Source organism: Pedobacter sp. N36a (genome assembly GCF_014472395.1).
Lineage (GTDB): Bacteria > Bacteroidota > Bacteroidia > Sphingobacteriales > Sphingobacteriaceae > Pedobacter.
In genome coordinates, this window is sequence record NZ_JACSZW010000003.1 from 466,146 (window position 1) to 488,769 (window position 22,624).

Sequence of the window (22,624 nt, forward strand, 5' to 3'; positions counted from 1 at the left end):
TTTTTTAAATTAGTTAACAAGAATTAAAACATTGTTTTATGCAAAATAGTAACTCGATCTTCTCAAGGTTGGAAGTGAAGAAGTATATATTAAAAAAGAACCTAAAGCGTGACTTGCCATCCAGTATTGTGGTATTTTTGGTGGCACTGCCTTTATGTTTAGGTGTGGCCCTGGCCTCAGGAGCACCATTATTCGCCGGTTTAATTACCGGTGTTGTGGGAGGTATTGTAGTTGCAAGTCTTAGTGGTTCTCAATTGAGCGTGAGTGGTCCTGCTGCAGGGCTTACCGCAATCGTGCTTGGTGCGATTGGTCAACTGGGGGGGTATCAAACGTTTTTGTTGGCAGTTGTATTGGCAGGGGCGATGCAGATCGTATTGGGCTTGCTGAAAGGCGGGATGATCGGTAATTATTTCCCTTCCAGTGTAATTGAAGGAATGCTGGCAGCGATTGGGGTGACCTTAATCCTGAAACAGCTTCCTCATGCTTTAGGCGTTGATTCTGATTTCTTTGGTGATGAAAGCTTTTTTCAGGGAGACAATCAAAACACCTTTTCCGCTATAGGAAATGCGTTTAGTCATTTTACATTGGCTGCGATGATCATCAGTGGGTTGTCTATTGCCGTATTATTATACTGGCCGAAGCTGAAAAAAGTAAATGTCATTCCTGCACCATTGGTCGTGGTAGCCTTAGGAATTATATTAAGTATCGCTTTCCAGGGAACAGGCTACGCCTTGAATACCTCACAAATGGTAGAAATTCCGGTAGTAAACGGTTGGTCAGATCTGACCGCCTTATTTACCTTGCCTAATTTCTCCGCGATTACCGATAGTAAAGTATGGGTGGTTGCTGCAACAATTGCTGTAGTAGCCAGTTTAGAAACCTTATTGAGTATTGAAGCCGTAGATAAAATCGACCCGATCAAAAGAACTTCTCCAACAAATAGAGAGTTATTAGCTCAGGGTGTAGGTAATATGACTAGTGGTATGTTGGGTGGTTTACCCCTTACTTCCGTTATTGTAAGGAGTTCCGCAAACGTAAATGCTGGAGGAAGAACTAAAATGTCTGCGATTTTTCACGGAGGATGGTTACTTTTGTCTTTCTTATTTATACCGGGTGTGATCAATATGATTCCACTGGCCTGTTTGGCAGCAATTTTATTGGTAACCGGTTATAAGTTAACACGTATTGCTTTATTCCAACATATGTACCATAAAGGCTGGGACCAGTTTGTACCGTTTGTAATCACTATTATTGCCGTGTTATTGACCGACCTGTTAAAAGGTGTGGCCGTAGGGATGTTATTCTCCATCTTCTACCTGTTACGTACGAATATGCGTAATCCTTTTTTCTACAAAATTCAGGAAGAAGGTGATAAGAAAAATCTTCGCATTAAATTAGCCGAAGAGGTGTCATTTTTAAATAAAGCAGCCATTCAGGTGATGCTAAATAATATTCCCAAAGAAACAAATGTCATTATCGACGGAACGAATTCCCGATATATTGATCCGGATGTGTTGGAAACAATTTTCAACTTTAAGCACAACGCTTATACCAAAGGAACGATAGTGATATTAGAGAACATTAAGAAACAATATACTGTGCCAAAATTGGACAGTAAAATTATAGAAGAAATTAATAAGTAGATTATTATGTGCGCAAAATTAGAAAAACAAGATAGAGATCAAATTACATACGAAGGATTATTACAAGGAAACAAAGACTGGGTGGCTGCCACTTTAGCGGAAGATCCTAAATATTTCGAGCGTTTATCTGCAGGACAAAAACCACCGATTCTTTGGATAGGCTGTTCTGACAGTCGTGTACCTGCAAACCAGATCACGAATACCAATCCTGGTGATATCTTCGTTCACCGTAACATTGCCAATGTGGTAGTTCATACGGATATGAACTTGCTGAGTGTACTGGATTATGCGGTAAATGTATTAGAAGTAGAACATGTTATTGTATGCGGTCACTATGGCTGTGGTGGGGTAGAAGCTGCCATGGGTAATAAACAGTATGGCATTATCGATAACTGGTTAAGAAACATTAAAGATACTTACAGATTGCATTACCATGAATTGGACATGATTTCTGATAAAAAGAAGAGAAGTGAAAGATTAGTGGAGCTGAATGTAATTGAAGGTGTATTTAACCTGACCAAAACTTCTATCGTTCAAAATAGATGGGCTAATGGCAAGAAATTAAGCTTGCATGGCTGGGCTTATAGCCTGGAAAATGGCTTCATTTCTGACCTTGGTGTAACTTGTGAAAATAATAGTACTCTGAATTCTGTCTTTAGAATGGACGGAATTGAAAAATTAAAATAGGTCATTGTAGCGCGGCGAGGAGCAGTGCTATTTCACAAAAATGCGGAGAATCCATTCAGGACCTCCGCTTTTTTTCTATAATATGATGGATCAAAAGATCCAATCAAAGCCACTAGTCGTTAGACAAGAATGGGTAACGGAAATCTTTAGGTGGATCAAAAGTTTCTTTGATCGTACGTGGAGAAACCCAACGTAAAAGATTGATCATTGAACCTGCTTTATCGTTTGTACCAGAACCTCTGGCACCACCAAATGGCTGCTGTCCAACAACTGCTCCTGTACATTTATCATTGATGTAGAAGTTACCTGCTGCATTTCTCAAACGATGGGTTGCTTTTTCAATCGCATAACGATCCTGAGCAATCACGGCACCTGTTAAGGCATAGATAGAAGTGCGGTCAACGATGTCTAAAATTTCATCGAATTTATCATCTTCATATACAAATAAGGTCAATACCGGACCGAATAACTCTTCGCTCATGGTGACGTACTTAGGGTCATCAACCACCAAAACTGTTGGTTCAATAAAGTATCCTTTAGATTTGTCGTAGTTACCACCAGCAATAATTTCTACACTGCTGTCTTTTTTAGCTTCGTCAATGTATTTCGCTAATTTGTCGAAAGAGTTTCCGTCAATTACCGCATTGATAAAGTTTCCGAAATCTTCAGTACCACCCATTTTGAATTCAGCAAGATCACGTAACATGTATTCTTTTACTTTAGGCCAGATGCTCTTCGCTACGTAAACACGTGAAGCAGCAGAACATTTTTGTCCCTGATATTCGAATGCACCACGGATGATCGCTGTGCTGGAAGATTCTGCTTCTGCTGAACCATGAACAAGGATAAAATCTTTACCACCTGTTTCCCCAACGATACGTGGGTAAGTTTTGAATTTATGAATGTTATTTCCGATCGTTTTCCAGATGTCCTGGAATACGCCTGTAGATCCTGTAAAGTGGATACCAGCGAAATCAGGGTGGTTAAAGATGACCTCACCTGCTTCCGGTCCGGAAACATATACCAGATTGATTACGCCGTCAGGCAAACCAGCTTCTTTGAAAATCTGCATCAATACATTTGCAGAATAAATCTGAGTATTTGCAGGTTTCCAAACGATTACGTTCCCCATCATTGCTGCTGAAGTCGGTAAGTTACCAGCGATTGCGGTGAAGTTAAATGGTGTTAAAGCGAATACAAAACCTTCTAATGGGCGCTGCTCCACTCTGTTCCATGATCCTTTTGGAGAAACCGGAGGTTGTTGCTTATAGATTTCCGACATATAACTTACGTTAAAACGAAGGAAGTCGATCAGCTCGCAAGCAGCATCAATCTCTGCCTGATAAGCATTTTTTGATTGACCCAGCATCGTTGCTGCGTTTAATTTATAGCGGTATGGACCAGCGATAAGATCAGCTGCTTTCAGGAAGATCGCTGCACGGTGCTCCCATGCTAAATTTTCCCATTTTGATTTGGCTGCAAGAGCAGCATCAATCGCCTGACTAACGTGTTCCTTTGTTCCTTTGCTGTACTCAGCAAGAATATGCTGATGATCATGTGGAGGAGTCGCGGTTCCTTTATGGTCAGTATGGACTTCCTTTCCGTTAATGTACATCGGGATGTCAATTTTTTTAGCGCGGGCTTCGGCAATTGCGGCCTTCAAAAGTTCACGTTCTTTACTTCCCGGAGCGTAACCTAAAATAGGCTCGTTAACCGGAGTTGGTACGTTAAAAAATCCTTTAAGCATGATATAAGATATTGTTTGTACAAAGATAGCCTTTTATTTTGTTGCCCGGTAACGCTCAATATGTATAAACTTCATGCAATACGCGCTATAATTCTTATTTTTGAAGCACAGCATGATAAAATACTTACGCTACCTGTTATTTCCTTTTTCCATCTTATATGGCATCGTAGTTTTTGTGAGAAACAAGCTCTATGATATTGGTGTATTTAAAGCTACAGGCTTTGATATTCCGGTCATTTGCGTAGGGAATCTGGTAGTTGGCGGATCCGGGAAAAGCCCGGTCACAGAATACCTGGTGCGCCTTTTTCCAGACCGAAAGATGGCCATTTTAAGCAGAGGGTATGGGCGTAAGACCAAAGGTTTTATCCTCGCGGATGATCAGGCAACAGCCGAAACTATAGGAGATGAGCCGATGCAGTTTTATCGAAAATTTCCGCAGGTTACTGTGGCCGTTTGTGAAGATCGGGTGTTTGGTGCTGGGCGATTACAACAAGATCATGACCTGATTATTTTGGATGATGCCTATCAGCACCGCGCCATTTCTGCAGGCTATAATATCTTGTTGTTTGAATTTGAAAAGCTACTGAAACCACAGTTTCTGCTGCCTGCCGGAAACCTGAGGGAAAGTTTTTCCGGGTATAAAAGAGCGCAATCCATTCTGATCACCAAATCTCCAGAAAGCATAAGTCCTGATCAGGCCTTAAAATGCCTTGGCAAATTTGAAGATCACTGGCAGCATCAAGCTGTTTTTTCGTCCTTAATCTATCAAGATCTGGTGCCTTTGATCTCCGGTGAAAGCCGGATCTGCGAATCAATTACTAAAAATACCAGTCTGTTTTTATGGACAGGAATCGCCAATCCGAAACCACTGCTGCAGTATTTAGGGCAGTATACCACCAAAATCAGGCACCATGATTATCCAGACCATTACCGCTTTACCGAGGAAAACATAAATGAGCTAGTGGCTGCCTATAAAAATGACCCTGCCACAGAAAAAATCATCATCACAACAGAAAAGGATGCGCAACGTTTATTAGATGGTAGTTTAAAAGAATTACTGCTAAATTTACCAATCTTTTATTTGCCCGTAAAAATAGGGTTAAGCGCAAAAGATAAAATTATATTTGATCAAAAAATTATAGCTTATGTTTCAAGTCATACACGAAACCGTTGAATATCTAAAACGTAAAACGAATGATTTCCAACCAGAAATTGGTATCGTTTTAGGAACTGGTCTGGGTGGATTGGTAGGCGAAATAGAAGTCGCACATCAGTTGATGTATTCCAATATCCCTAATTTCCCGATCTCTACTTTGGAATTCCATTCCGGTAAATTGATATTCGGTACATTAAACGGGAAAAGAGTTGTGGCGATGCAAGGTAGACTGCATTATTATGAAGGTTATAGCATGCAGCAGATTACTTTTCCAATCCGCGTGATGAAAGCCTTGGGAATTGCACATCTTTTCGTGTCTAATGCTGCAGGATCTTTAAATCCTGATTTTAAAAAAGGCGATCTGATGATCATCAATGACCACATCAATCTGCAGCCAGAAAGCCCGCTTCGTGGAAGAAACGACAGTGATATGGGACCCCGTTTCCCGGATATGAGCCAGCCATACGAAAGGTCATTCATTAAATCAGCGCTGCAAATCGCAAAAGACAATGATATTGTTTGCCACCAGGGCGTGTATGTTTCGGTAACTGGGCCAAACCTGGAAACTAAGGCAGAATACAAATATTTACGCATTATCGGCGGTGATGCCGTAGGCATGAGCACTGTTCCAGAAGTGATTGTGGCCAGACACATGAGTATCCCGGTATTTGCGATTTCTGTATTAACTGACGAAGGTTTTCCGGAAGAATTACAACCCGTAAGTCTCGAAGAAATCATTGAAACTGCAAGAGTTGCAGAACCAAGAATGACAAAAATACTGAGCCAATTAATCTCTACGTTATAATGTATAAAAGCATTGCTTTATTTGTTTTTTGCTTTTTCCTGTTAGGGAGTGGGGCTTTATTTGCTCAGGATTTAAAAACGACGGTCAACGACAATAAATTACTGGATTCCTTAAGAAAGAAAGAAGAATCGGGAAAGGACTCGGTGATTTTTACTTCCCGATTTATCAGGTATACCACTTTGAAGCTGACGAAAGACAGCATTCAGACTTTGCCATTGGATACCACGCTTGCTGGATTCCAAAATTTCAGTATGATTGCCCAGCCTCGAAGACCAACTGTAGGTACAGGGAACCTTGGCCTGTCGGCTATGCCTATGTTATTCGAACCTTCAAAAACCATTGGATTTGATGCCGGATTTCACACGCTGGATTTTTATGCCATTGGTCAGGATGATATCAAATATTATCAGGCCAGAACACCATACACCAATCTTTACTTCATCTCTGCCGGAGAAACCGAGGCGATATTTAAAGTAACCCATTCTCAGAATATCAAAAAAAACTGGAATATTGGGGCAAATTACAATAGGATCGGGGCCAATGGTTACTACCCCCGACAAAGAGGAGACCACTTAAACGCAGATCTTTTTTCCTGGTATCAAAGCCCGAATAAGCGATATAACTTATGGGTTGCCGCGATTTTTAATACGCTGAAAGCACGTGAAAACGGTTCCATTACCAATAACAATATTTTTGGGAGCAACAACAATTCCTTTGGCTTAGACCACCTGTCTGAACCAGTTAGACTGCCGGACCCGGGGGCGGGGCGTATTTACCGTTCTAATTCTTTCATGATCAAGCAAACCTATTTTGTAGGAAGGATAGATAGTCTGGCTCAGGAGATTTCTGACAAGATTTTACCAACCAATAAAATAGCTTACACCTTTAAATACGATCAGAATGCCTATGTTTTTGAAAAGAAGGTAGCGGGTGATCAAACAGCTGTCCCTACGGGTATCGCTGACCTGTCACTTACCTACGACAGTACCCGATATATGAATGTACAAAATGAGTTTATGTACAGCTTTTTCCTTCGTGGAAAAGGTAATTCTATCATCAAGAATGAGCTGAAAGTAGATGCCGGAATCAGACATGACTTCTATAAGTACTATCAAGGCGTGTTTTATGGAGATAAAATCTCCACGTATTATAATTACAACTCTACCTTTCAGAACATCACGCTTTTAGGTAATGCAGGTTATCGGTTTAGTAATCGTATTGACCTGAATGTCGATTTACAGCAGATATTTCAGGGCAGAAACAGCGGAGATTTTCTATATGAAGCGAAAAGTAACGTCCTGTTGAGCAAGTCCGTAGGGCGAATCGTATTAGGGGGGTATTTTCAGAATAAGTCACCAGAAGAAGTTTATATCAGATATTTTGGCAACCATTACAACTGGAAACAAGATTTCAACCGTACAAAAACCATTAATCTGTCCTTTAAATACTTAAATGATCCACTGAATTTTGAAGCTACTGCAGCGTATTTTAGGATTAGCGATTACCTGTATTTCACCAATCCTCCTCCCGCAAATGGTGAAGCATTGGATAGTGTGTTTTTCGCAAAAAATGCAAATAACATCATACCTGCTCAGCTCAGCAGCATTAACCTGTTGAAAATTACGTTGGGTAAAAAACTGAAATTCGGTAAGTTCAACCTTGACAGTTACCTGGTTTATCAGAAGACTGATAACCCGAATATTTTGAGAACTCCGGAGCTGTACGCTTTTGCCAGTCTCTTCCTGGACCACACCTTCTTTAAAGCCTTAAAAACAAATGTAGGTTTTGACGTCCGTTACAATACACCTTATAAAAACTATTCTTATTCTGCACCAGCAGGACAGTTTTACGTAGGGGAAGGTACTACATTCGATTCTACACCAATTCTGGATGTCTGGGTAAAAGCGAGTTTGAGAAAGGCGAATGTCTTTGTGAAAACAGATTATGCCAATCAGGGATTACTCTCTAAAGGATATTATTCCGTAAACCGTTATCCGATGATGGATAGGGTACTGATTAAATTTGGGGTAAGCTGGAGCTTCTACGATTAAGTCAAATAAATATTATGTTTTCTGCGGTTTCTTTTTAGCCGCAGGAAACAAAACATTGTTCAGAATGAGTCTGTAGCCCGCTGAGTTGGGATGCAGGTTTAAATCTGTCGGCGGATCACCTACCGCATGCTGATAGTCCTCCGGATCATGGCCTCCATAAAAGGTAAACTGCCCTTTGCCAATCTCCCCATTCAGGTACCGCACTTCTTCTGCACCTTTATTTTCCCCCAATACAGTGATATTTGGCTTTACCACGGATTTTCGGAAAGCGGTCGTCTGCCCCATAAATCCTTTGATCACCTTTTCGTGATTCTGAGTTAACATGGTAGGTACCAGGTCCCATTTCGCAGAAAACTCAAATAGGGTAAAAAAATCGTTGCGCTGAACAAGCGTTCTGGTTTGAGTAGCATCAATGTCTGAAAATTCGTAATTATTAGGATTGGTGTCAAGTTTGAAGTTTTGAAAAGCAAAGGTTTTCTTATAGTCTATTTTCGATTGCGCCTGTGGATCTGCGCCGTCACCATCAAACATACTTTCGCAAATGTCTACCCCCTCAGCGCTCAACGCAATGTCGTAGCTGTCTGTGGCGGAGCACATGGCGAATAAAAATCCTCCGCCAGCACAAAATTCTTTAATCCTTTTGGCCACTGCCAGCTTCATTTCCGACACCTTATTGAAGCCGTTTCTTTTGGCGGCGGCTTCCTGATTTTTAACATCTTCCCGATACCATCCCGCATTGCGGAAAGAACTCCAGAAACGGCCGTATTGTCCCGTAAAATCTTCATGGTGCAAATGCAGCCAATCATAGCCCGCCAGTTTGTCTTTTAGCACCTCATCATCATACACCACATCATAAGGAATTTCCGCATACCTCAATACCATCGTGACCGCATCATCCCATGGAAGTTTACTTTTTGGCGAATAAACGGCGATTTTTGGTGATTTCTCCAGCTTAACCATTTCCATATTGACTTCCGGATCACTGATTTCATTGAGGATTGCCGTTACTTTTCCATCGGCCAATACCTGGTAAGAAACACCTCGGGTCTTACATTCATCTTCGATGTTTTTGTGGTACTGCAGGAGAAAACTTCCGCCTCTATAATTCAGTAACCAGCTCACTTCTGCCTTTTGCTGGATACTCCAGTAGGCAATACCATAAGCTTTAAGGTGGTTCTTCTGGTCTTCATCCATATAAACAAGAATAGATGAGGCCTTTAAGCCGAGGCTGAAAACCATTAAACACAACAGCAGGCATACTTTTTTAAGGGACATACTTTATTGGGGTATATGCGAATGTAATTTTTTATAAACCTATAATAAAATTATTGTACTGAATAAACGTTTATAGACGATAATCAGTATCCATGGCTTTTTTACCTGCAATTAATATTCAGGAGTCATTTCAATTTACTAAATTTGGCATTTACACAAAATTATCATGAGCAAAGCAATAATAAAAACAGATAAAGGTAACATGACTGTTCAGTTTTACGATCAGGATGCACCGAATGCCGTTGCTAACTTTAAGAAATTAGCTTCAGAAGGATTCTATGATGGCGTTACTTTTCACAGGGTAATTCCTAATTTCGTGATTCAAGGTGGTTGTCCAAACTCTAAAGACCCGTCTAAAGCACATTTAGCAGGTACTGGCGGCCCAGGTTACAAAATTGATTGTGAATTAACTGGCGAAAACCAATACCATGATCGTGGTGTATTGTCTATGGCACATGCTGGTAGAAATACTGGAGGTTCACAATTCTTTGTCTGTCACAGCAGAGACAATACGGCTCATTTAGACAGAGTACACACTTGTTTCGGAAAAGTAATAGAAAATGTTGATATTGTTGACGATATCAAACAAGGAGATAAGATTATAGGGATAGAAGTAATTGAAGACTAGTTCTTACTTCTCAAAAACAAAATATTATGAATTTAAGAGGAATCGTTGCAGTATCTGGAAGACCAGGTCTATTTAAGCTGGTAGGACAAAATAAAGGCGGATACGTTTTAGAAAGTCTGGATGCACAAAAAGTTAAAATTGTAGCTAACATTACTACAACTAAACTAGCGTCATTAGAAGACATTACCGTATACGGCGAAGATGACGATTTGAAGTTATTGGATGTTTTTGCAAATATCGTTGCTGCTAAAAATGTTCCTGATGCAAAAGCGGACGCAAAAGACTTGAAAGCTTTCTTTTTAGAAGTAGCCCCAGGTCATGACCAAGAGAAAGTTTATACTTCTGATATGAAGAAAATTGTTTCTTGGTATCATTTGTTAAAGGAATTGCCACTTTTTACGGAAGCAGCTCCTGAAGCAATTGTAGATCAGGATGGCGTTAAAATTGAAGATAAATCGGATAAGAAAGTAAAAGCAAGTCCGAAACCATCTAATACAAAAGCACCAAGCAAAGCAGCTCAGCCAGCTAAAAAAGCGAGCATGACTAGCAAAAAAGGCGTTTAGTCCTTATACTGGACACAATAGGTTATACAAAAGCCGGATCTTTATAGATCCGGCTTTTTTTTAGCTGTCATCAGCGGGGATGAATACTTTAGTCGATAAACTACAGGTAAAACCAGATCAACAGGAAAGCGATTGTTGAAATGACAATGGCAATGATGTAATTCAGGCGGTCTCTTCTCGGATTGCTCCTGTATTTGTATTTTCTCTTAAAATCACTGGGCAATTGCATAATAACTCCTTTTTATAAATGATGATCAATGTACTGGTTTTCCACAACACAAAACGACAGATTTATTCGTGATGGTAAGGCTCGCCTTTTAAAATACTAAAGGCGCGGTAAAGCTGCTCTACAAAGAACAAGCGCACCATCTGATGTGAAAACGTCATGTCTGATAATGACATACTGCCAGTGGCACGCTGATACACACTTTCATCAAAGCCATAAGGACCACCTATGACGAAAATAAGGTGCTGCACACTACCAATCATCTGTTTATTCAGGTAATTGGAAAATAGCACCGAAGTATATTTCTTCCCCTTCTCGTCCATCAGAATAACCGTGTCCAGGTTACTGATCTGTTTTAAAATCAGCTCTGCTTCTTTACTTTTCTGCTGTGCTTCTGTCAGATTTTTCGTGTTCTTGACATCAGGAATCACCAGCAGACTGAAGTTGATGTAATGTTTTAACCGCTTCAAATATTTGTCAATTCCCTCAATCAGGTATTTGTCTTCGGTTTTACCTACAACCAATAATGTAATTTTCATTTGTTTAATATTGTTTATCCACAAACCTACAATAACTGCTCATCCTGTTCTTCAGCGGAGCAGCAACTCTATTTGTGATTACAGTCTGTTAAAAGGAGATGAAGACGTTAAATCGTGAATAAACACGCTAAACTGGCCCTGCTTTCCTTAGTGTATAATTCTAATCCCTATATTTATCCAATAAGAGAACATCCAAAGATAATGGTAAAAACAAAAGATAGTATTTTAAAGGACTACCAAAATAACATTGCGGCACAGGAAACACGGATTTCTGGCCTTAAAAAGAAACTCAACAACATCTCTTTCTCCAGATTAGGGTTGTTCGTTGCGGAAATTTTGATCATCGCAGCCATCATCAATATAGGCTTTCATCCGATATTAACCTGCTTATTGGTCATTCCATTTATACTGTTTCTAATGCTCGTGAAAAAGCAAAGCGCGGTCCAGGTCGCGTTAACTTATGCCGGACAACTTTTATGGGTCTATCAGAATGAAGCCAATCAAATACTGACAGGAAAAAATGGGTATGATAGTGGGGAGCAGTACCAGGATGAACTTCATCCTTACGCTTCAGACCTTGATATCTACGGAGCTGGTTCTTTATATGCTTTCAGTAACCGTTGTAACACGGAGAGAGGGATGGACTTATTAGCAGAAAATTTAGGTAAAGCGAATGATAAGGCCACTATTTTAGCACGGCAGGAAGCGATCAAAGAACTGACAGGCCACATCGATCAAACTTTCCATTTCCGCGCAGAATTACAAAACCACCAACCGGAACAGCTGCGGACCATTCAACGCAAATTGCTCCATGATTTACCACAGCAATTGCGCTTTACCAATAAAGCATGGCTGAAATTCTATGTGAAAATTGTTCCTTACTTATCCATGGCCCTATTTGCGGCTGCCCTGATCTTTGGCGGTGTATTATGGCAGATCGTCGGTTTATTTGCCACTTTCCATGCTGCACTATCCTTTTTGAATTTACACCACATCAATAAAGTTTATTATGGCTTTACAGGTGGTGCAAACCTATTGACAGCCTTCTCTGGGATCATCAAATGGACAGAAGAAGTGGAATGGAAGAGCACCTACATTAAAAACCTCTTTGCCGAAAAAGAAGAGGGAATAGCGGTAAGTGCACAAATCAAACAACTCGCAAAAATTATTCAGGCCTTTGATGCACGGTTAAATGTGATTCTTGGAGGCTTTCTCAATCTATTTTTTTTATGGGACTTGAAATGCTGCATGTACCTGGTCAAATGGCAGAGTCAATATGCAAAGCCGGTGATGAGCGGATTGGCACGCGTTAATGCATTTGAAGAACTGATTTCCTGTGCTACTATGGCTTACAACCAACCGGAATGGACTTACCCGGACCTGGAAGATAATTTTCATCTGAAAGCGGTAGCACTCGGGCATCCGCTGATTCCTGAAAGCACGCGTGTGTTAAACGATTTTCAATTGATGGTAGAACCTACGGTAGATATTGTAACAGGCTCTAATATGGCCGGAAAAAGTACTTTTTTAAGAACTGTAGGAATCAATATGGTCCTGGCCTTTGCCGGAACACCGGTATGCGCGGATAAAATGTCTGTTTCCATCTTTCATTTGCTGTCTTATATGCGCATTAAAGATTCTTTAAATGACCAGACCTCAACCTTTAAAGCAGAGCTGAAACGCTTAAAAATGATATTAGATGCCATCAGTACTTCTTCAAATGCGCTGGTATTGATTGATGAAATGCTGAGAGGAACCAATAGCCGCGACAAATTCCTTGGTTCTAAAGTGTTCATTGAAAAGTTAATCGAACAAAAAACACCGGCTTTATTTGCAACCCACGATCTGCAGCTGTCCGAAATGATTGCCGATTATCCAGAACAGCTGAGAAACTATCATTTTGACATTCAGATCAATGAAGGGGAAATGAACTTCGATTATAAATTAAAACATGGCCCCTGTACTACTTTTAACGCCGCTTTACTATTAAAGGAGATAGGCTTAACGTTAAATTAACAGCTTATCCCCATATTAGCCTTTATGATAATGAGGATTTCAATTGAAACCTGATTTCTGATCAGATCGGAAGCTCAGGAAAAAATTGAAATCCTTATTTAAACCCTGATTTCAATAGAAATACAGTAGTTAAAGGAGAATTATGATAAAAGCATCAGATTTCGGAAATGATTTTTCCTGGGGAGTCGCTACTGCTGCGGCACAGATAGAAGGCGCTGCCGATGGCTATGGCAAAGGACCCTCCATTTGGGATACCTATGCGCTGCGCTCAGGAAGGATCAAAAAGGGGCATACTCCGGCCATCGCCTGTGATTTTTACCATCATTATAAAGCAGACATTGCACTCGTAAAACTGCTGGGTTTTTCCATATTCCGCTTTTCTATTTCCTGGCCAAGGATTTTGCCTTATGGCGAAGGAATCGTCAATGAAGAAGGCATTCGTTTCTACCATGATGTGATTGATGAATGCCTGCGTCAGGGCATTACGCCTTACATCACTTTATACCATTGGGACCTGCCGGATGCACTGGAAACGGAGGGAGGCTGGGCAGCCTTTGGCATCAACAGTGCTTTTAATGCTTTTGTCGCCATCTGTGCGAAAACTTACGGAGACAAAGTGAAAAACTGGATTGTGCTCAATGAACCATTCGGATTCACCTCCCTGGGTTACATGCTGGGTATCCATGCGCCAGGGAAAACCGGCCTCACCAATTTCTTCTCTGCGGTGCACCATGCCGCCATTGCACAAGCAGACGGCGGAAGAATACTGCGGGCGGAAGTCAGCAATGCCAATATTGGCACCAGCTTCTCCTGCTGTGAAGTGGTGCCTTATACCCAAAGCGAATCTGATCTGCTGGCGGCACAGCGAGTCGATTGCCTGATGAACCGCTTGTTTATCGAACCCACCTTAGGAATGGGCTATCCTGGTACCGAATGGGAGGTGATGGAGAAATTCTCTATTCAGCATTCGACCTGGCGCCATACCGAACGCCTCAGCTTCGACTTCGATTTTATCGGTATCCAGAACTACTTTCCATTGACGATTAAATACAACGCTTTTATTCCCGTGATCCAGGCCTGGGAAGTGAAGGCAAAAAGCCGTAAAATGCCGCATACAGCAATGGGATGGGAGGTAAACGGAAATGGCTTTTATAACATCATCAAACAATTTGCCGCTTATCCTAAGATCAAAAGCCTGGTGATCACAGAAAATGGCTCCGCTTATCCGGATAAGGTCGTAAATGGAGCGATACATGACCAGGAAAGGATTGCCTATTTTCAGGAATACCTGACTGCTTTGTTGAAAGCTAAAAATGAAGGACTAAATATCACCGGATATATGGCCTGGACACTGCTGGATAATTTTGAATGGGCAGAAGGTTTTAACGCCCGTTTTGGCCTGGTGCATAACGACTTTAAAACACAAATCAGGACGATAAAAGACTCCGGTTATTGGTGGCAGCAGTTTTTGTCTTGCTAAAGCAGTAATTTTTCTTTATCTTATTTAGATGGATAAGATCATCGTATTTGAGACTTTTTACAACCCCATAGAAGCAAATATTGTAAAATCAAGGCTATTGGACAGTGGAATTCAGTGTTTCCTAACAGATGAACATACAATAGGTATGAACCCGCTCTACACGCAGGCCTTAGGAGGAATTAAGCTCCATATTTTTGAAAGAAACCTCGAGCAAGCGACTGCTTTGCTTCAACAAGAAGGATTTTCTCCTGGCTTTACCATGACTTCGGACGGGGGAGAAGAAGAAGTACCCATAAAGGAAGTGGAAACGCTGAATAAGGCCTGCCCCAATTGTGGATCAACTCACGTTGGCTATGTACAGGCTACGAAAAAACGTTTCGGCATCCTCACTGTCTTTATTTCTTTTATCTTGTTCGTTTACCCTTTTCATGTCAATAAAACCTACCATTGTTTCGACTGTGAACACGAGTTCGAAAAATAGCAGCATCACTTGATATGCGATATCAGCACCTCATCAGATTACTCAATATCATTTATAAAAAAAAACGGGCTGATCATTTGAAATGACCAGTCCGTTTTATATGGAAGCTCCGAAGAAACTACTAAGCGTTTTTCTCTGCTGCTTCTCTGCGGATGATGTTTAACGCACCACCTGCTTTGAACCATTCGATCTGCTGCGCATTGTAGCTATGGTTGACAACGATTTCCTCTTTAGTACCATCAGCATGGTTTAACACCAATGTTAATGGAACGTTAGGGCTGAAAGTAGTCAATCCAACGATATCAATGGTATCATCTTCCTGAATTTTATCATAATCTTCTTTGTTTGCAAACGTCAAACCAAGCATCCCTTGTTTTTTCAAGTTAGTTTCATGGATACGAGCAAAAGATTTCACCAATACCGCGCGAACACCTAAGTGACGAGGCTCCATTGCCGCGTGCTCACGGCTAGATCCTTCCCCATAGTTTTCATCACCAACTACAATAGATCCGATACCTGCTGCTTTATAAGCACGTTGAGTTGCTGGAACAGGGCCGTACTCGCCGGTCAGTTCATTCTTAACGTTGTCAGTTTTCTCATTGAAATAGTTCACCGCACCGATCAACATATTGTTAGAGATATTGTCTAAGTGACCACGGAATTTCAACCATGGACCAGCCATAGAGATATGATCCGTAGTACATTTACCTTTTGCTTTAATCAGTAATTTCAAACCTTTAAGGTCTGTACCTTCCCATGCTTTGAATGGATCAAGCAATTGCAGTCGGTGTGAAGTTGGAGAAACCAATACTTCTACCGCACTACCATCAGCAGCTGGTTCCTGATAACCAGCATCATCTACGTCAAAACCTCTTGGAGGCAATTCAAATCCTTGTGGTGGATCAAGTTTTACCTGCTCACCATTTGCATTTGTTAACGTATCTGTTAATGGGTTAAAGCTCAAATCACCAGCAATAGCCAATGCCGTTACCAATTCTGGAGAACCTACAAAAGCAAAAGTATTTGGATTACCATCCGCACGTTTCGCAAAGTTTCTGTTGAAAGAGTGAACGATCGTGTTTTTCTCTTGTTTCTCCGCACCAACTCTGTCCCACATACCAATACATGGTCCGCAGGCATTCGTAAATACTTTAGCACCGATTTTCTCGAATACATCCAAGAAACCGTCACGTTGAATCGTGAAACGAATCTGCTCAGATCCTGGATTGATACAGTATTCTGCTTTAGCGGTTAAGCCTTTTTCGTCTACTTGTTTAGCGATACTTACTGCACGTGAAATGTCTTCGTAAGAAGAGTTCGTACATGAACCGATCAAACCAACATCAATTTTCATTGGCCATCCGTTTGCTGCAGCTACTTCTTTCATTTTAGAAATTGGCGTAGCCAAATCCGGAGTGAAAGGGCCGTTCAAATAAGGCTCAAGTTCTGATAAGTTGATCTCAATGATCTGGTCAAAATATTTTTCCGGCTCTGCATAAACTTCTGCATCACCTGTTAAATGTTCTTTAATTTCATTTGCTGCATCCGCAACATCTGCTCTGTCAGTTGCACGTAAATAACGCTCCATGCTCTCATCGTAACCGAATGTAGAGGTAGTTGCGCCAATTTCAGCACCCATATTACAAATGGTTCCTTTACCAGTACAGCTCATGCTGCTGGCACCTTCACCAAAATATTCTACAATTGCACCAGTACCACCTTTTACAGTAAGGATACCCGCAACTTTAAGGATTACATCCTTGGCAGAAACCCATCCACTCAATTTACCGGTCAATTTAATACCGATTAATTTAGGGAATTTAAGCTCCCATGGTAAGCCTGCCATTACATCACATGCATCAGCACCACCTACACCAATCGCTACCATCCCTAATCCACCTGCATTCACAGTGTGAGAGTCAGTACCGATCATCATACCACCTGGGAAAGCATAGTTTTCCAATACTACCTGGTGAATAATACCCGCACCTGGTTTCCAGAAGCCGATACCATATTTATTTGAAACCGAAGCCAAGAAGTCAAATACTTCTTTACTTTCTGTATTTGCTGCTGGTAAATCTACTTCAGCACCATATTTTGCAGTAATTAAGTGATCGCAATGCACTGTTGATGGAACAGCTACTCTTGGTCTTCCCGCTTGCATAAATTGCAATAAAGCCATCTGTGCAGTAGCATCTTGCATGGCCACACGGTCAGGAGCAAAATCTACATAATCAGTACCTCTTACATAAGAAGTATTTGTATTACCATCCCAAAGGTGGGTGTAAAGAATTTTTTCTGAAAGTGTTAAAGGTCTGCCTACTAATTTACGGGCCGCCTCTACACGGGGGCCAAAGTTTGCATACACCTTTTTGATCATTTCTATATCAAAAGCCATTGATAATATGTGTTAAAAGGGTAAGTATTTTTATTATTTGTAGCGAATTTACGAAAAAAAACAGGTGCAGGCCATCATCTGTGGATCATTATATTATTTATACATATTCTAAATAAAGTAAAGCGATACCAGTATTCGCTGATACTGGTCATTTACGAACAGCGCTGTTCAGTAATGAACAGTAAAAAATCACCATCAGGTGCTAAGGTGCAGGGAAACAGTAAAATATCGCTGGTTTTATTCTTGGCCTAAGCTTGGCTTAAGCCATTCAGAAATTATAAAGTGGCAAATTGATAGCCCTGATCGCTGAAATATTGTAAGGCCCTCGGCAAAGTATATTTTAACCGGTCGAAAGCCTTCAGGCTATCATGAAAAACAATAATAGCGCCGTTCCGGGTATGTCTGATCACATTTTCGTAACATTTTTCTGGGCTAAGCTGTACGTCGAAATCGCCGCTCAGTACGTCCCACATCACGATCTGAAGCTCAGGGAACTCCGCCCGAAGGCCCGCGATCTGTGACTTTTTAATCCTGCCATAAGGCGGGCGAAATAAATTAGTATTGGTGAGCCGCTGACAAGCCCGGAAGTTTTCAAGGTAGGTCTCATCATCCGATTTCCAGCCCTTTAAGTGGTTAAAGGTATGGTTGCCGATTGCATGTCCATCCGCTTTCAGCTGATCGAAGATCGCCGGATGCTTTTGAATATTATCGCCAATACAAAAAAAGGTGGCTTTCGCATTAAAGCTTTTTAATGTTTTTAGTGCAAAGGCTGTAACATCCGGTATAGGTCCGTCGTCAAAGGTTAAATAAATGACGCGTTGAGCTCGGGTTTTGTGCCAAACCAGAGATGGGTAATACCATTTCAATAATAACGGAGATTTAACCAGATACATCCCCAAATGTAACAAAATACACTTGGTGTACCTGCGAAATTTGCAAAATCAGTTAGTTGTTTATATTATTATTGTGAAATTAAAATTATGAGAAAGTTTACCAGTTTTAATGCGTTACCCAAGCTCAGCTTAGTTTTGTCATTAGCATTGATTACAGGTTCTGTGCAGCGCTCCAACGCACAAGAAGTGATTACCATTCAGGATGCGATTGATAAAACCTTGAACAATAACCTTCAGGTAAAACAATCTAAATTTAGTGAGAGTCTATCTGACGAAAATTTAAAACAATCTAAAAATGCGTTACTGCCTACCTTAAACAGTAACAGCAGTTACAATGTGAATTTCGGACGTAGTGTGGATCCATCCACCAATGCCTTTAACAGCTCCAAGTTCTCCTCTCTGAATGCCGGATTATCCGCAGGAGTGAATGTTTTTCAAGGCTTTCAGAAGGTCAATCTGATCAAGCAGAATATGCTGTTACTGAGTGCCGATAAAACCAATACCGAAAAGATTAAAAACGACCTTGTCCTGCAAGTGGTCACAGGATACCTGCAGATTCTTTACAATAAAGACCTTCTAAAAGCAGCCAAAGAGCAGCAAGCGGTCGCTAAATCACAGCTGGATAGAGAACAGCAACTGTTAGACGTGGGTAATAAAACACTGGCAGATCTTTCTCAGGCAAAATCTCAATTGGCAACAGCTGATCTGACGGTGACGAATGCAGTCAATGCACTGAGCATTTCTTACCTGACACTAGCGCAATTGATGGATGTACCTTCTGCTACACAGTATGAAGTACAGGCTCCAATGTCTAATCTTATTACACCTGTTGCTTCCAGCGGCAATGCCGAGGAGATATATGAGTCTTCCATGAAGCTTTTTCCTGACATTAGACTAGCGGGTTTGCGTGCCGAAGCCGCAAAAAGAGGCATTGAAGTGGCGAAAGGAAAATATTATCCTACCTTATCTTTTGGTGCAGGTTTAAGCACGAACTGGTCAAGTGGCAGAAACCAAATTACACGTACCAATGAAATCATTGGCATGTCACCAGTAGGGGCTGTGGAAGGTAGTGGTGCGATTGTGAATACACCTATATTTAGAACACTTAGTGAAAAATATCATTTCGATGATCAGATCCGTGATAACTTTGGTCAATATGTAGGTCTTTCCTTACAAATTCCAATCTTTAATGGCTTCCAGGCACGATCCAGCGTAAGAAAAGCAAAAATTACCCACCTGCAAAGCCTGGCTGATGAGCAGTTAACAAAAAACAATTTAAACAAAGTGATTTATCAGGCAGTTGCCGATTTAAAAGCCGCAGAAGGCCGTTTAAGCGCAACTACCAATACTTTTATCGCACAAAAAGATGCTTTCCATGTAATTGAGCAGCGTTATGCAGTTGGATTGGTTAATTCTTTAGATTTCAGTACTTCACAGTCCAACATGAATAAAGCAGAGGTCGACATGATACAGGCAAAATACGATTTAATATTCAGGGCTAAAGTAATTGATTATTACCTGGGCAAACAGATCGTTTTTTAAGCCTTCACAAGATCCGATTGATATAAATATATAAACAAAAACAAATGAAACTAAAACCGATACTCATTACACTAGGCATCCTCATTGCTGTAGTCGTTACTTTAAAGCTTACGGGCGTTATTGGTGGTGAGAAGATTGAAAAAGTGACGATTGAAAAAGCTGCGGAACGTGTCGTAACAGAAACGGTAACTGCCAGTGGAAAAGTGCAGCCTGAAACCGAAGTGAAATTAAGTTCTGAGGTTTCCGGTGAGGTGACGGAACTATTAGTAAAAGAAGGTGACGTGGTTAAAAAAGGTCAGCTGCTGATTAAAGTTCGTCCGGATGTATTGAAGTCGGGTTATGACAGAGCCGTAGCCTCTTACAGCTCACAAAGAGCAAGTGTGGCTTCTGCCTTACAGGTGATGAAACAAAACGAAGGTAATTTTGTGAATGCCGAGGCTACTTACAAACGTAATGTAGAACTGTTCAATAAGAAAGTGATTTCTGCTTCAGAGTTCGATGCCGCTAAAGCTGCTTATCTGACTGCTAAAACAAATCTTGCAAGATCTAAAGAAGACTATACCGCCGCTAAATTCCAATTGGAGCAATCGGGAGCAAATGTTCAGGAAGCGAACGCGAACTTAGCAAAAGCAACAATTTATGCCCCGGTAAATGGGGTGATCTCGAAATTATCTGTAGAATTGGGCGACCGTATTTTGGGTACTGCACAGATGGCAGGAACGGAAATCATGAGGATCTCTAACCTGACTACGATGGAAGTAAACGTGGATGTAAATGAGAATGACATCAACAGGGTAAATGTAGGCGACAGTGCAAAAATCGAAGTAGATGCTTTTGCAGATAAAAAATTCAAAGGGATAGTGACAGAAATTGCGAGTTCTTCTAAAGACATTGGTTCTACAACCACTTCTGTAGATCAGGTGACCAATTTCGTAGTGAAAATCAGAATCCTTGCAGACTCTTACGAAGGCGTAAAAGGTGGTGCCAAAGACCTTCCTTCTCCATTCAGACCAGGTTTATCGGCAACCGTAGACATTATGAGTCAGTCAGAAAAAGGCCTGGCCATTCCAATCCAATCGGTATTTACAGAAAGTAAAAAAGCGGATGATAAGCCACAAGGTGATGACCAGAATGCAGACAAGCAAAAAACGAAACTAACCGATAAAACGGTGAAACAATTCGTCTATATTTTCAATGCCGGAACAGTTAAAAAAGTAGAAGTAACTACTGGCATTCAAGACGATCAGTATATCATTATTAAAAGTGGTGTGAAAGCTGGACAAGAAGTAGTATCCGGTCCATACTCTGCCATTCAGAATAAATTGAAAGATGGAATGAAAGTAGAGAAAACGACTAAAGATCAATTGTTTGTCAATCCAGACAAAAAGTAAACTTTTTCAATCCTATTTAAATGAGTAAATTGCCCCGGTTAAAACAATAACCGGGGTTTTTTTATTTAATACTGTATGATACCTAAAGTTGCAATGATTGGTGGGGGTAGTTGGGCTACTGCTATTGTAAAAATGCTTTCAGACAATGAAACACCAAAAGAAATCTATTGGTGGATGCGTAATGAAATCGCCATCGATCACCTTCAAAAATATAAACACAATCCAAATTACCTGAGTTCTGTAGAAATTAGGCTCCCGGATGCCCACATCTCCAGCGAGATCGTGCACATCATTCAGCAGTCGGATTACATCATTTTAAATGTTCCTGCTGCGTTTTTAAAAGAAACACTCAAAGAAGTTACACCGGAACTGTTAAAAGGAAAAAAAATCATCTCTGCCATCAAAGGTATTGTGCCTGATGAAAACCAGATTATCGGCGAATTTTTGCAGCAAAAATATCAGGTGCCATTGAAAGATATTGTGGTCATTAGCGGCCCATGTCATGCAGAAGAAGTGGCATTGGAAAAACTATCTTACCTTACTATTGCCTCTTTAGACGAAGAATTCGCCGGAGTTTTTGCCGGATTACTTCGCAATAGATACATTAAAACTAATGTTTCAGACGATATCTTTGGAACTGAATACGCTGCGGTATTGAAAAATATTTATGCAGTAGCCAGTGGCATTTGTCACGGTGTAGGCTATGGAGATAACTTCCAGGCCGTATTGATTTCCAATGCGATCAGAGAAATCAAAAGATTTGTGGATGCAGTACATCCTATTGACCGCGACATTAAAGAGTCTGCCTACCTGGGAGATTTATTAGTTACCGCTTATTCTCAGTTTAGCAGGAACCGTACTTTTGGCAATATGGTAGGGAAGGGCTATACGGTGAAATCTGCACAACTGGAAATGAATATGGTGGCCGAAGGTTATTATGCGGTAAAATGTATGCACCACATCAACCTGAAGTATAAAGTAGACATGCCGATCAGCAGAGCCGTATATGCGATTCTTTATGAACAGCATGCACCACAGCTGGAAATGCAGCTGCTTACCGAACAGCTCAATTAAAAACAATTTCTCAAGTCATTTGTTATCAG

General features: G+C 40.8%; 19 protein-coding genes. 13 read left to right on the plus strand and 6 right to left on the minus strand.

What is annotated here, in order from left to right; translation table 11 throughout:
• The first annotated feature begins 38 nt into the window (after window positions 1-38).
• Together H9X96_RS08505 and can are read left to right on the plus strand one after the other, a co-directional pair.
• On the plus strand, window positions 39-1,643 hold the full coding sequence (locus tag H9X96_RS08505; RefSeq protein WP_187665857.1) for a SulP family inorganic anion transporter: 1,605 nt from the start codon (window positions 39-41) through the stop codon (window positions 1,641-1,643).
• Window positions 1,644-1,649: 6 nt separating this feature from the next.
• A complete protein-coding gene (gene can / locus H9X96_RS08510) occupies window positions 1,650-2,330 on the plus strand; it encodes a carbonate dehydratase (RefSeq protein WP_187665858.1) in 681 nt (226 codons plus the stop codon).
• A gap of 112 nt (window positions 2,331-2,442) precedes the next feature.
• Here the strand turns inward: can and pruA are convergent, their stop codons facing one another.
• Entirely contained in the window at window positions 2,443-4,077 is a 1,635-nt protein-coding gene (gene pruA, locus H9X96_RS08515; RefSeq protein ID WP_187665859.1) for an L-glutamate gamma-semialdehyde dehydrogenase, read from the minus strand.
• Between the two features lie 112 nt (window positions 4,078-4,189).
• Between pruA and lpxK the strand changes: the two genes are divergently transcribed.
• From lpxK to H9X96_RS08530, 3 genes are read left to right on the plus strand one after another with little or no spacing between them, the layout of a single operon-like run.
• Window positions 4,190-5,251 carry a tetraacyldisaccharide 4'-kinase gene (gene lpxK / locus H9X96_RS08520; RefSeq protein WP_187665860.1) on the plus strand — a complete coding sequence of 354 codons (1,062 nt, stop codon included), beginning with the start codon at window positions 4,190-4,192 and terminating at the stop codon, window positions 5,249-5,251.
• On the plus strand, window positions 5,223-6,038 hold the full coding sequence (locus tag H9X96_RS08525) for a purine-nucleoside phosphorylase (protein ID WP_187665861.1): 816 nt from the start codon (window positions 5,223-5,225) through the stop codon (window positions 6,036-6,038). The genes lpxK and H9X96_RS08525 overlap by 29 nt, the downstream gene beginning before the upstream one ends.
• Window positions 6,038-8,089: a putative porin gene (locus H9X96_RS08530; RefSeq protein ID WP_187665862.1), complete on the plus strand. Its 2,052-nt coding sequence runs from the start codon at window positions 6,038-6,040 to the stop codon at window positions 8,087-8,089. Before H9X96_RS08525 ends, H9X96_RS08530 begins: the two co-directional genes overlap by 1 nt.
• A gap of 12 nt (window positions 8,090-8,101) precedes the next feature.
• On the opposite strand, the gene H9X96_RS08535 is transcribed toward H9X96_RS08530, so the two are convergent.
• The gene (locus tag H9X96_RS08535) at window positions 8,102-9,283 is read right to left on the minus strand and encodes an asparagine synthetase B (RefSeq protein WP_370576726.1); all 1,182 of its coding nucleotides are present in this window, start codon (window positions 9,281-9,283) and stop codon (window positions 8,102-8,104) included.
• Window positions 9,284-9,530: 247 nt separating this feature from the next.
• On the opposite strand from H9X96_RS08535, the gene H9X96_RS08540 reads away from it, so the two are divergent.
• Window positions 9,531-9,992 carry a peptidylprolyl isomerase gene (locus tag H9X96_RS08540; RefSeq protein WP_062550399.1) on the plus strand — a complete coding sequence of 154 codons (462 nt, stop codon included), beginning with the start codon at window positions 9,531-9,533 and terminating at the stop codon, window positions 9,990-9,992.
• 26 nt (window positions 9,993-10,018) lie between these two features.
• A complete protein-coding gene (locus H9X96_RS08545) occupies window positions 10,019-10,555 on the plus strand; it encodes a DUF5606 domain-containing protein (protein ID WP_187665864.1) in 537 nt (178 codons plus the stop codon).
• Between the two features lie 100 nt (window positions 10,556-10,655).
• Here H9X96_RS08545 and H9X96_RS22875 read toward each other — a convergent pair whose 3' ends face one another.
• Together H9X96_RS22875 and rlmH are read right to left on the minus strand one after the other, a co-directional pair.
• Window positions 10,656-10,784: a hypothetical protein gene (locus H9X96_RS22875; protein WP_255431055.1), complete on the minus strand. Its 129-nt coding sequence runs from the start codon at window positions 10,782-10,784 to the stop codon at window positions 10,656-10,658.
• Between the two features lie 62 nt (window positions 10,785-10,846).
• On the minus strand, window positions 10,847-11,320 hold the full coding sequence (gene rlmH, locus H9X96_RS08550; protein ID WP_187665865.1) for a 23S rRNA (pseudouridine(1915)-N(3))-methyltransferase RlmH: 474 nt from the start codon (window positions 11,318-11,320) through the stop codon (window positions 10,847-10,849).
• Between the two features lie 114 nt (window positions 11,321-11,434).
• Between rlmH and H9X96_RS08555 the strand changes: the two genes are divergently transcribed.
• From H9X96_RS08555 to H9X96_RS08565, 3 genes are all read left to right on the plus strand, one after another.
• Entirely contained in the window at window positions 11,435-13,336 is a 1,902-nt protein-coding gene (locus H9X96_RS08555) for a DNA mismatch repair protein MutS (RefSeq protein ID WP_370576724.1), read from the plus strand.
• Window positions 13,337-13,478: 142 nt separating this feature from the next.
• Window positions 13,479-14,816, plus strand: coding sequence for a GH1 family beta-glucosidase (locus H9X96_RS08560; protein WP_187665866.1), 1,338 nt, complete (start codon window positions 13,479-13,481; stop codon window positions 14,814-14,816).
• 28 nt (window positions 14,817-14,844) lie between these two features.
• The gene (locus H9X96_RS08565) at window positions 14,845-15,297 is read left to right on the plus strand and encodes a DUF2007 domain-containing protein (RefSeq protein WP_187665867.1); all 453 of its coding nucleotides are present in this window, start codon (window positions 14,845-14,847) and stop codon (window positions 15,295-15,297) included.
• A gap of 121 nt (window positions 15,298-15,418) precedes the next feature.
• Here H9X96_RS08565 and H9X96_RS08570 read toward each other — a convergent pair whose 3' ends face one another.
• Both H9X96_RS08570 and H9X96_RS08575 read right to left on the minus strand, forming a co-directional pair.
• A complete protein-coding gene (locus H9X96_RS08570; RefSeq protein ID WP_187665868.1) occupies window positions 15,419-17,695 on the minus strand; it encodes an aconitate hydratase in 2,277 nt (758 codons plus the stop codon).
• A 275-nt stretch (window positions 17,696-17,970) separates the two neighbouring features.
• Window positions 17,971-18,588 carry a polysaccharide deacetylase family protein gene (locus H9X96_RS08575; protein WP_187665869.1) on the minus strand — a complete coding sequence of 206 codons (618 nt, stop codon included), beginning with the start codon at window positions 18,586-18,588 and terminating at the stop codon, window positions 17,971-17,973.
• 87 nt (window positions 18,589-18,675) lie between these two features.
• Here H9X96_RS08575 and H9X96_RS08580 point away from each other — a divergent pair, with 87 nt between their 5' ends.
• The 3 genes from H9X96_RS08580 to H9X96_RS08590 all read left to right on the plus strand — a co-directional run bounded on the left by H9X96_RS08580 (window position 18,676) and on the right by H9X96_RS08590 (window position 22,595).
• Window positions 18,676-20,130, plus strand: coding sequence for a TolC family protein (locus tag H9X96_RS08580; protein ID WP_187665870.1), 1,455 nt, complete (start codon window positions 18,676-18,678; stop codon window positions 20,128-20,130).
• A 44-nt stretch (window positions 20,131-20,174) separates the two neighbouring features.
• Window positions 20,175-21,521: an efflux RND transporter periplasmic adaptor subunit gene (locus tag H9X96_RS08585; RefSeq protein ID WP_062550390.1), complete on the plus strand. Its 1,347-nt coding sequence runs from the start codon at window positions 20,175-20,177 to the stop codon at window positions 21,519-21,521.
• A gap of 75 nt (window positions 21,522-21,596) precedes the next feature.
• Window positions 21,597-22,595, plus strand: coding sequence for an NAD(P)H-dependent glycerol-3-phosphate dehydrogenase (locus tag H9X96_RS08590; RefSeq protein ID WP_187665871.1), 999 nt, complete (start codon window positions 21,597-21,599; stop codon window positions 22,593-22,595).
• Window positions 22,596-22,624: the final 29 nt, after the last annotated feature.

Excerpts from the sequence above, each read along its gene's own strand:
- H9X96_RS08505 (WP_187665857.1), top strand. The coding sequence starts at position 39 with ATGCAAAATAGTAACTCGATCTTCTCAAGGTTGGAAGTGAAGAAGTAT.
- can (WP_187665858.1), top strand. The coding sequence starts at position 1,650 with ATGTGCGCAAAATTAGAAAAACAAGATAGAGATCAAATTACATACGAA.
- pruA (WP_187665859.1), bottom strand. The coding sequence starts at position 4,077 with ATGCTTAAAGGATTTTTTAACGTACCAACTCCGGTTAACGAGCCTATT.
- lpxK (WP_187665860.1), top strand. The coding sequence starts at position 4,190 with ATGATAAAATACTTACGCTACCTGTTATTTCCTTTTTCCATCTTATAT.
- H9X96_RS08525 (WP_187665861.1), top strand. The coding sequence starts at position 5,223 with ATGTTTCAAGTCATACACGAAACCGTTGAATATCTAAAACGTAAAACG.
- H9X96_RS08530 (WP_187665862.1), top strand. The coding sequence starts at position 6,038 with ATGTATAAAAGCATTGCTTTATTTGTTTTTTGCTTTTTCCTGTTAGGG.
- H9X96_RS08535 (WP_370576726.1), bottom strand. The coding sequence starts at position 9,283 with ATGGATGAAGACCAGAAGAACCACCTTAAAGCTTATGGTATTGCCTAC.
- H9X96_RS08540 (WP_062550399.1), top strand. The coding sequence starts at position 9,531 with ATGAGCAAAGCAATAATAAAAACAGATAAAGGTAACATGACTGTTCAG.
- H9X96_RS08545 (WP_187665864.1), top strand. The coding sequence starts at position 10,019 with ATGAATTTAAGAGGAATCGTTGCAGTATCTGGAAGACCAGGTCTATTT.
- H9X96_RS22875 (WP_255431055.1), bottom strand. The coding sequence starts at position 10,784 with ATGCAATTGCCCAGTGATTTTAAGAGAAAATACAAATACAGGAGCAAT.
- rlmH (WP_187665865.1), bottom strand. The coding sequence starts at position 11,320 with ATGAAAATTACATTATTGGTTGTAGGTAAAACCGAAGACAAATACCTG.
- H9X96_RS08560 (WP_187665866.1), top strand. The coding sequence starts at position 13,479 with ATGATAAAAGCATCAGATTTCGGAAATGATTTTTCCTGGGGAGTCGCT.
- H9X96_RS08565 (WP_187665867.1), top strand. The coding sequence starts at position 14,845 with ATGGATAAGATCATCGTATTTGAGACTTTTTACAACCCCATAGAAGCA.
- H9X96_RS08570 (WP_187665868.1), bottom strand. The coding sequence starts at position 17,695 with ATGGCTTTTGATATAGAAATGATCAAAAAGGTGTATGCAAACTTTGGC.
- H9X96_RS08575 (WP_187665869.1), bottom strand. The coding sequence starts at position 18,588 with ATGTATCTGGTTAAATCTCCGTTATTATTGAAATGGTATTACCCATCT.
- H9X96_RS08580 (WP_187665870.1), top strand. The coding sequence starts at position 18,676 with ATGAGAAAGTTTACCAGTTTTAATGCGTTACCCAAGCTCAGCTTAGTT.
- H9X96_RS08585 (WP_062550390.1), top strand. The coding sequence starts at position 20,175 with ATGAAACTAAAACCGATACTCATTACACTAGGCATCCTCATTGCTGTA.
- H9X96_RS08590 (WP_187665871.1), top strand. The coding sequence starts at position 21,597 with ATGATACCTAAAGTTGCAATGATTGGTGGGGGTAGTTGGGCTACTGCT.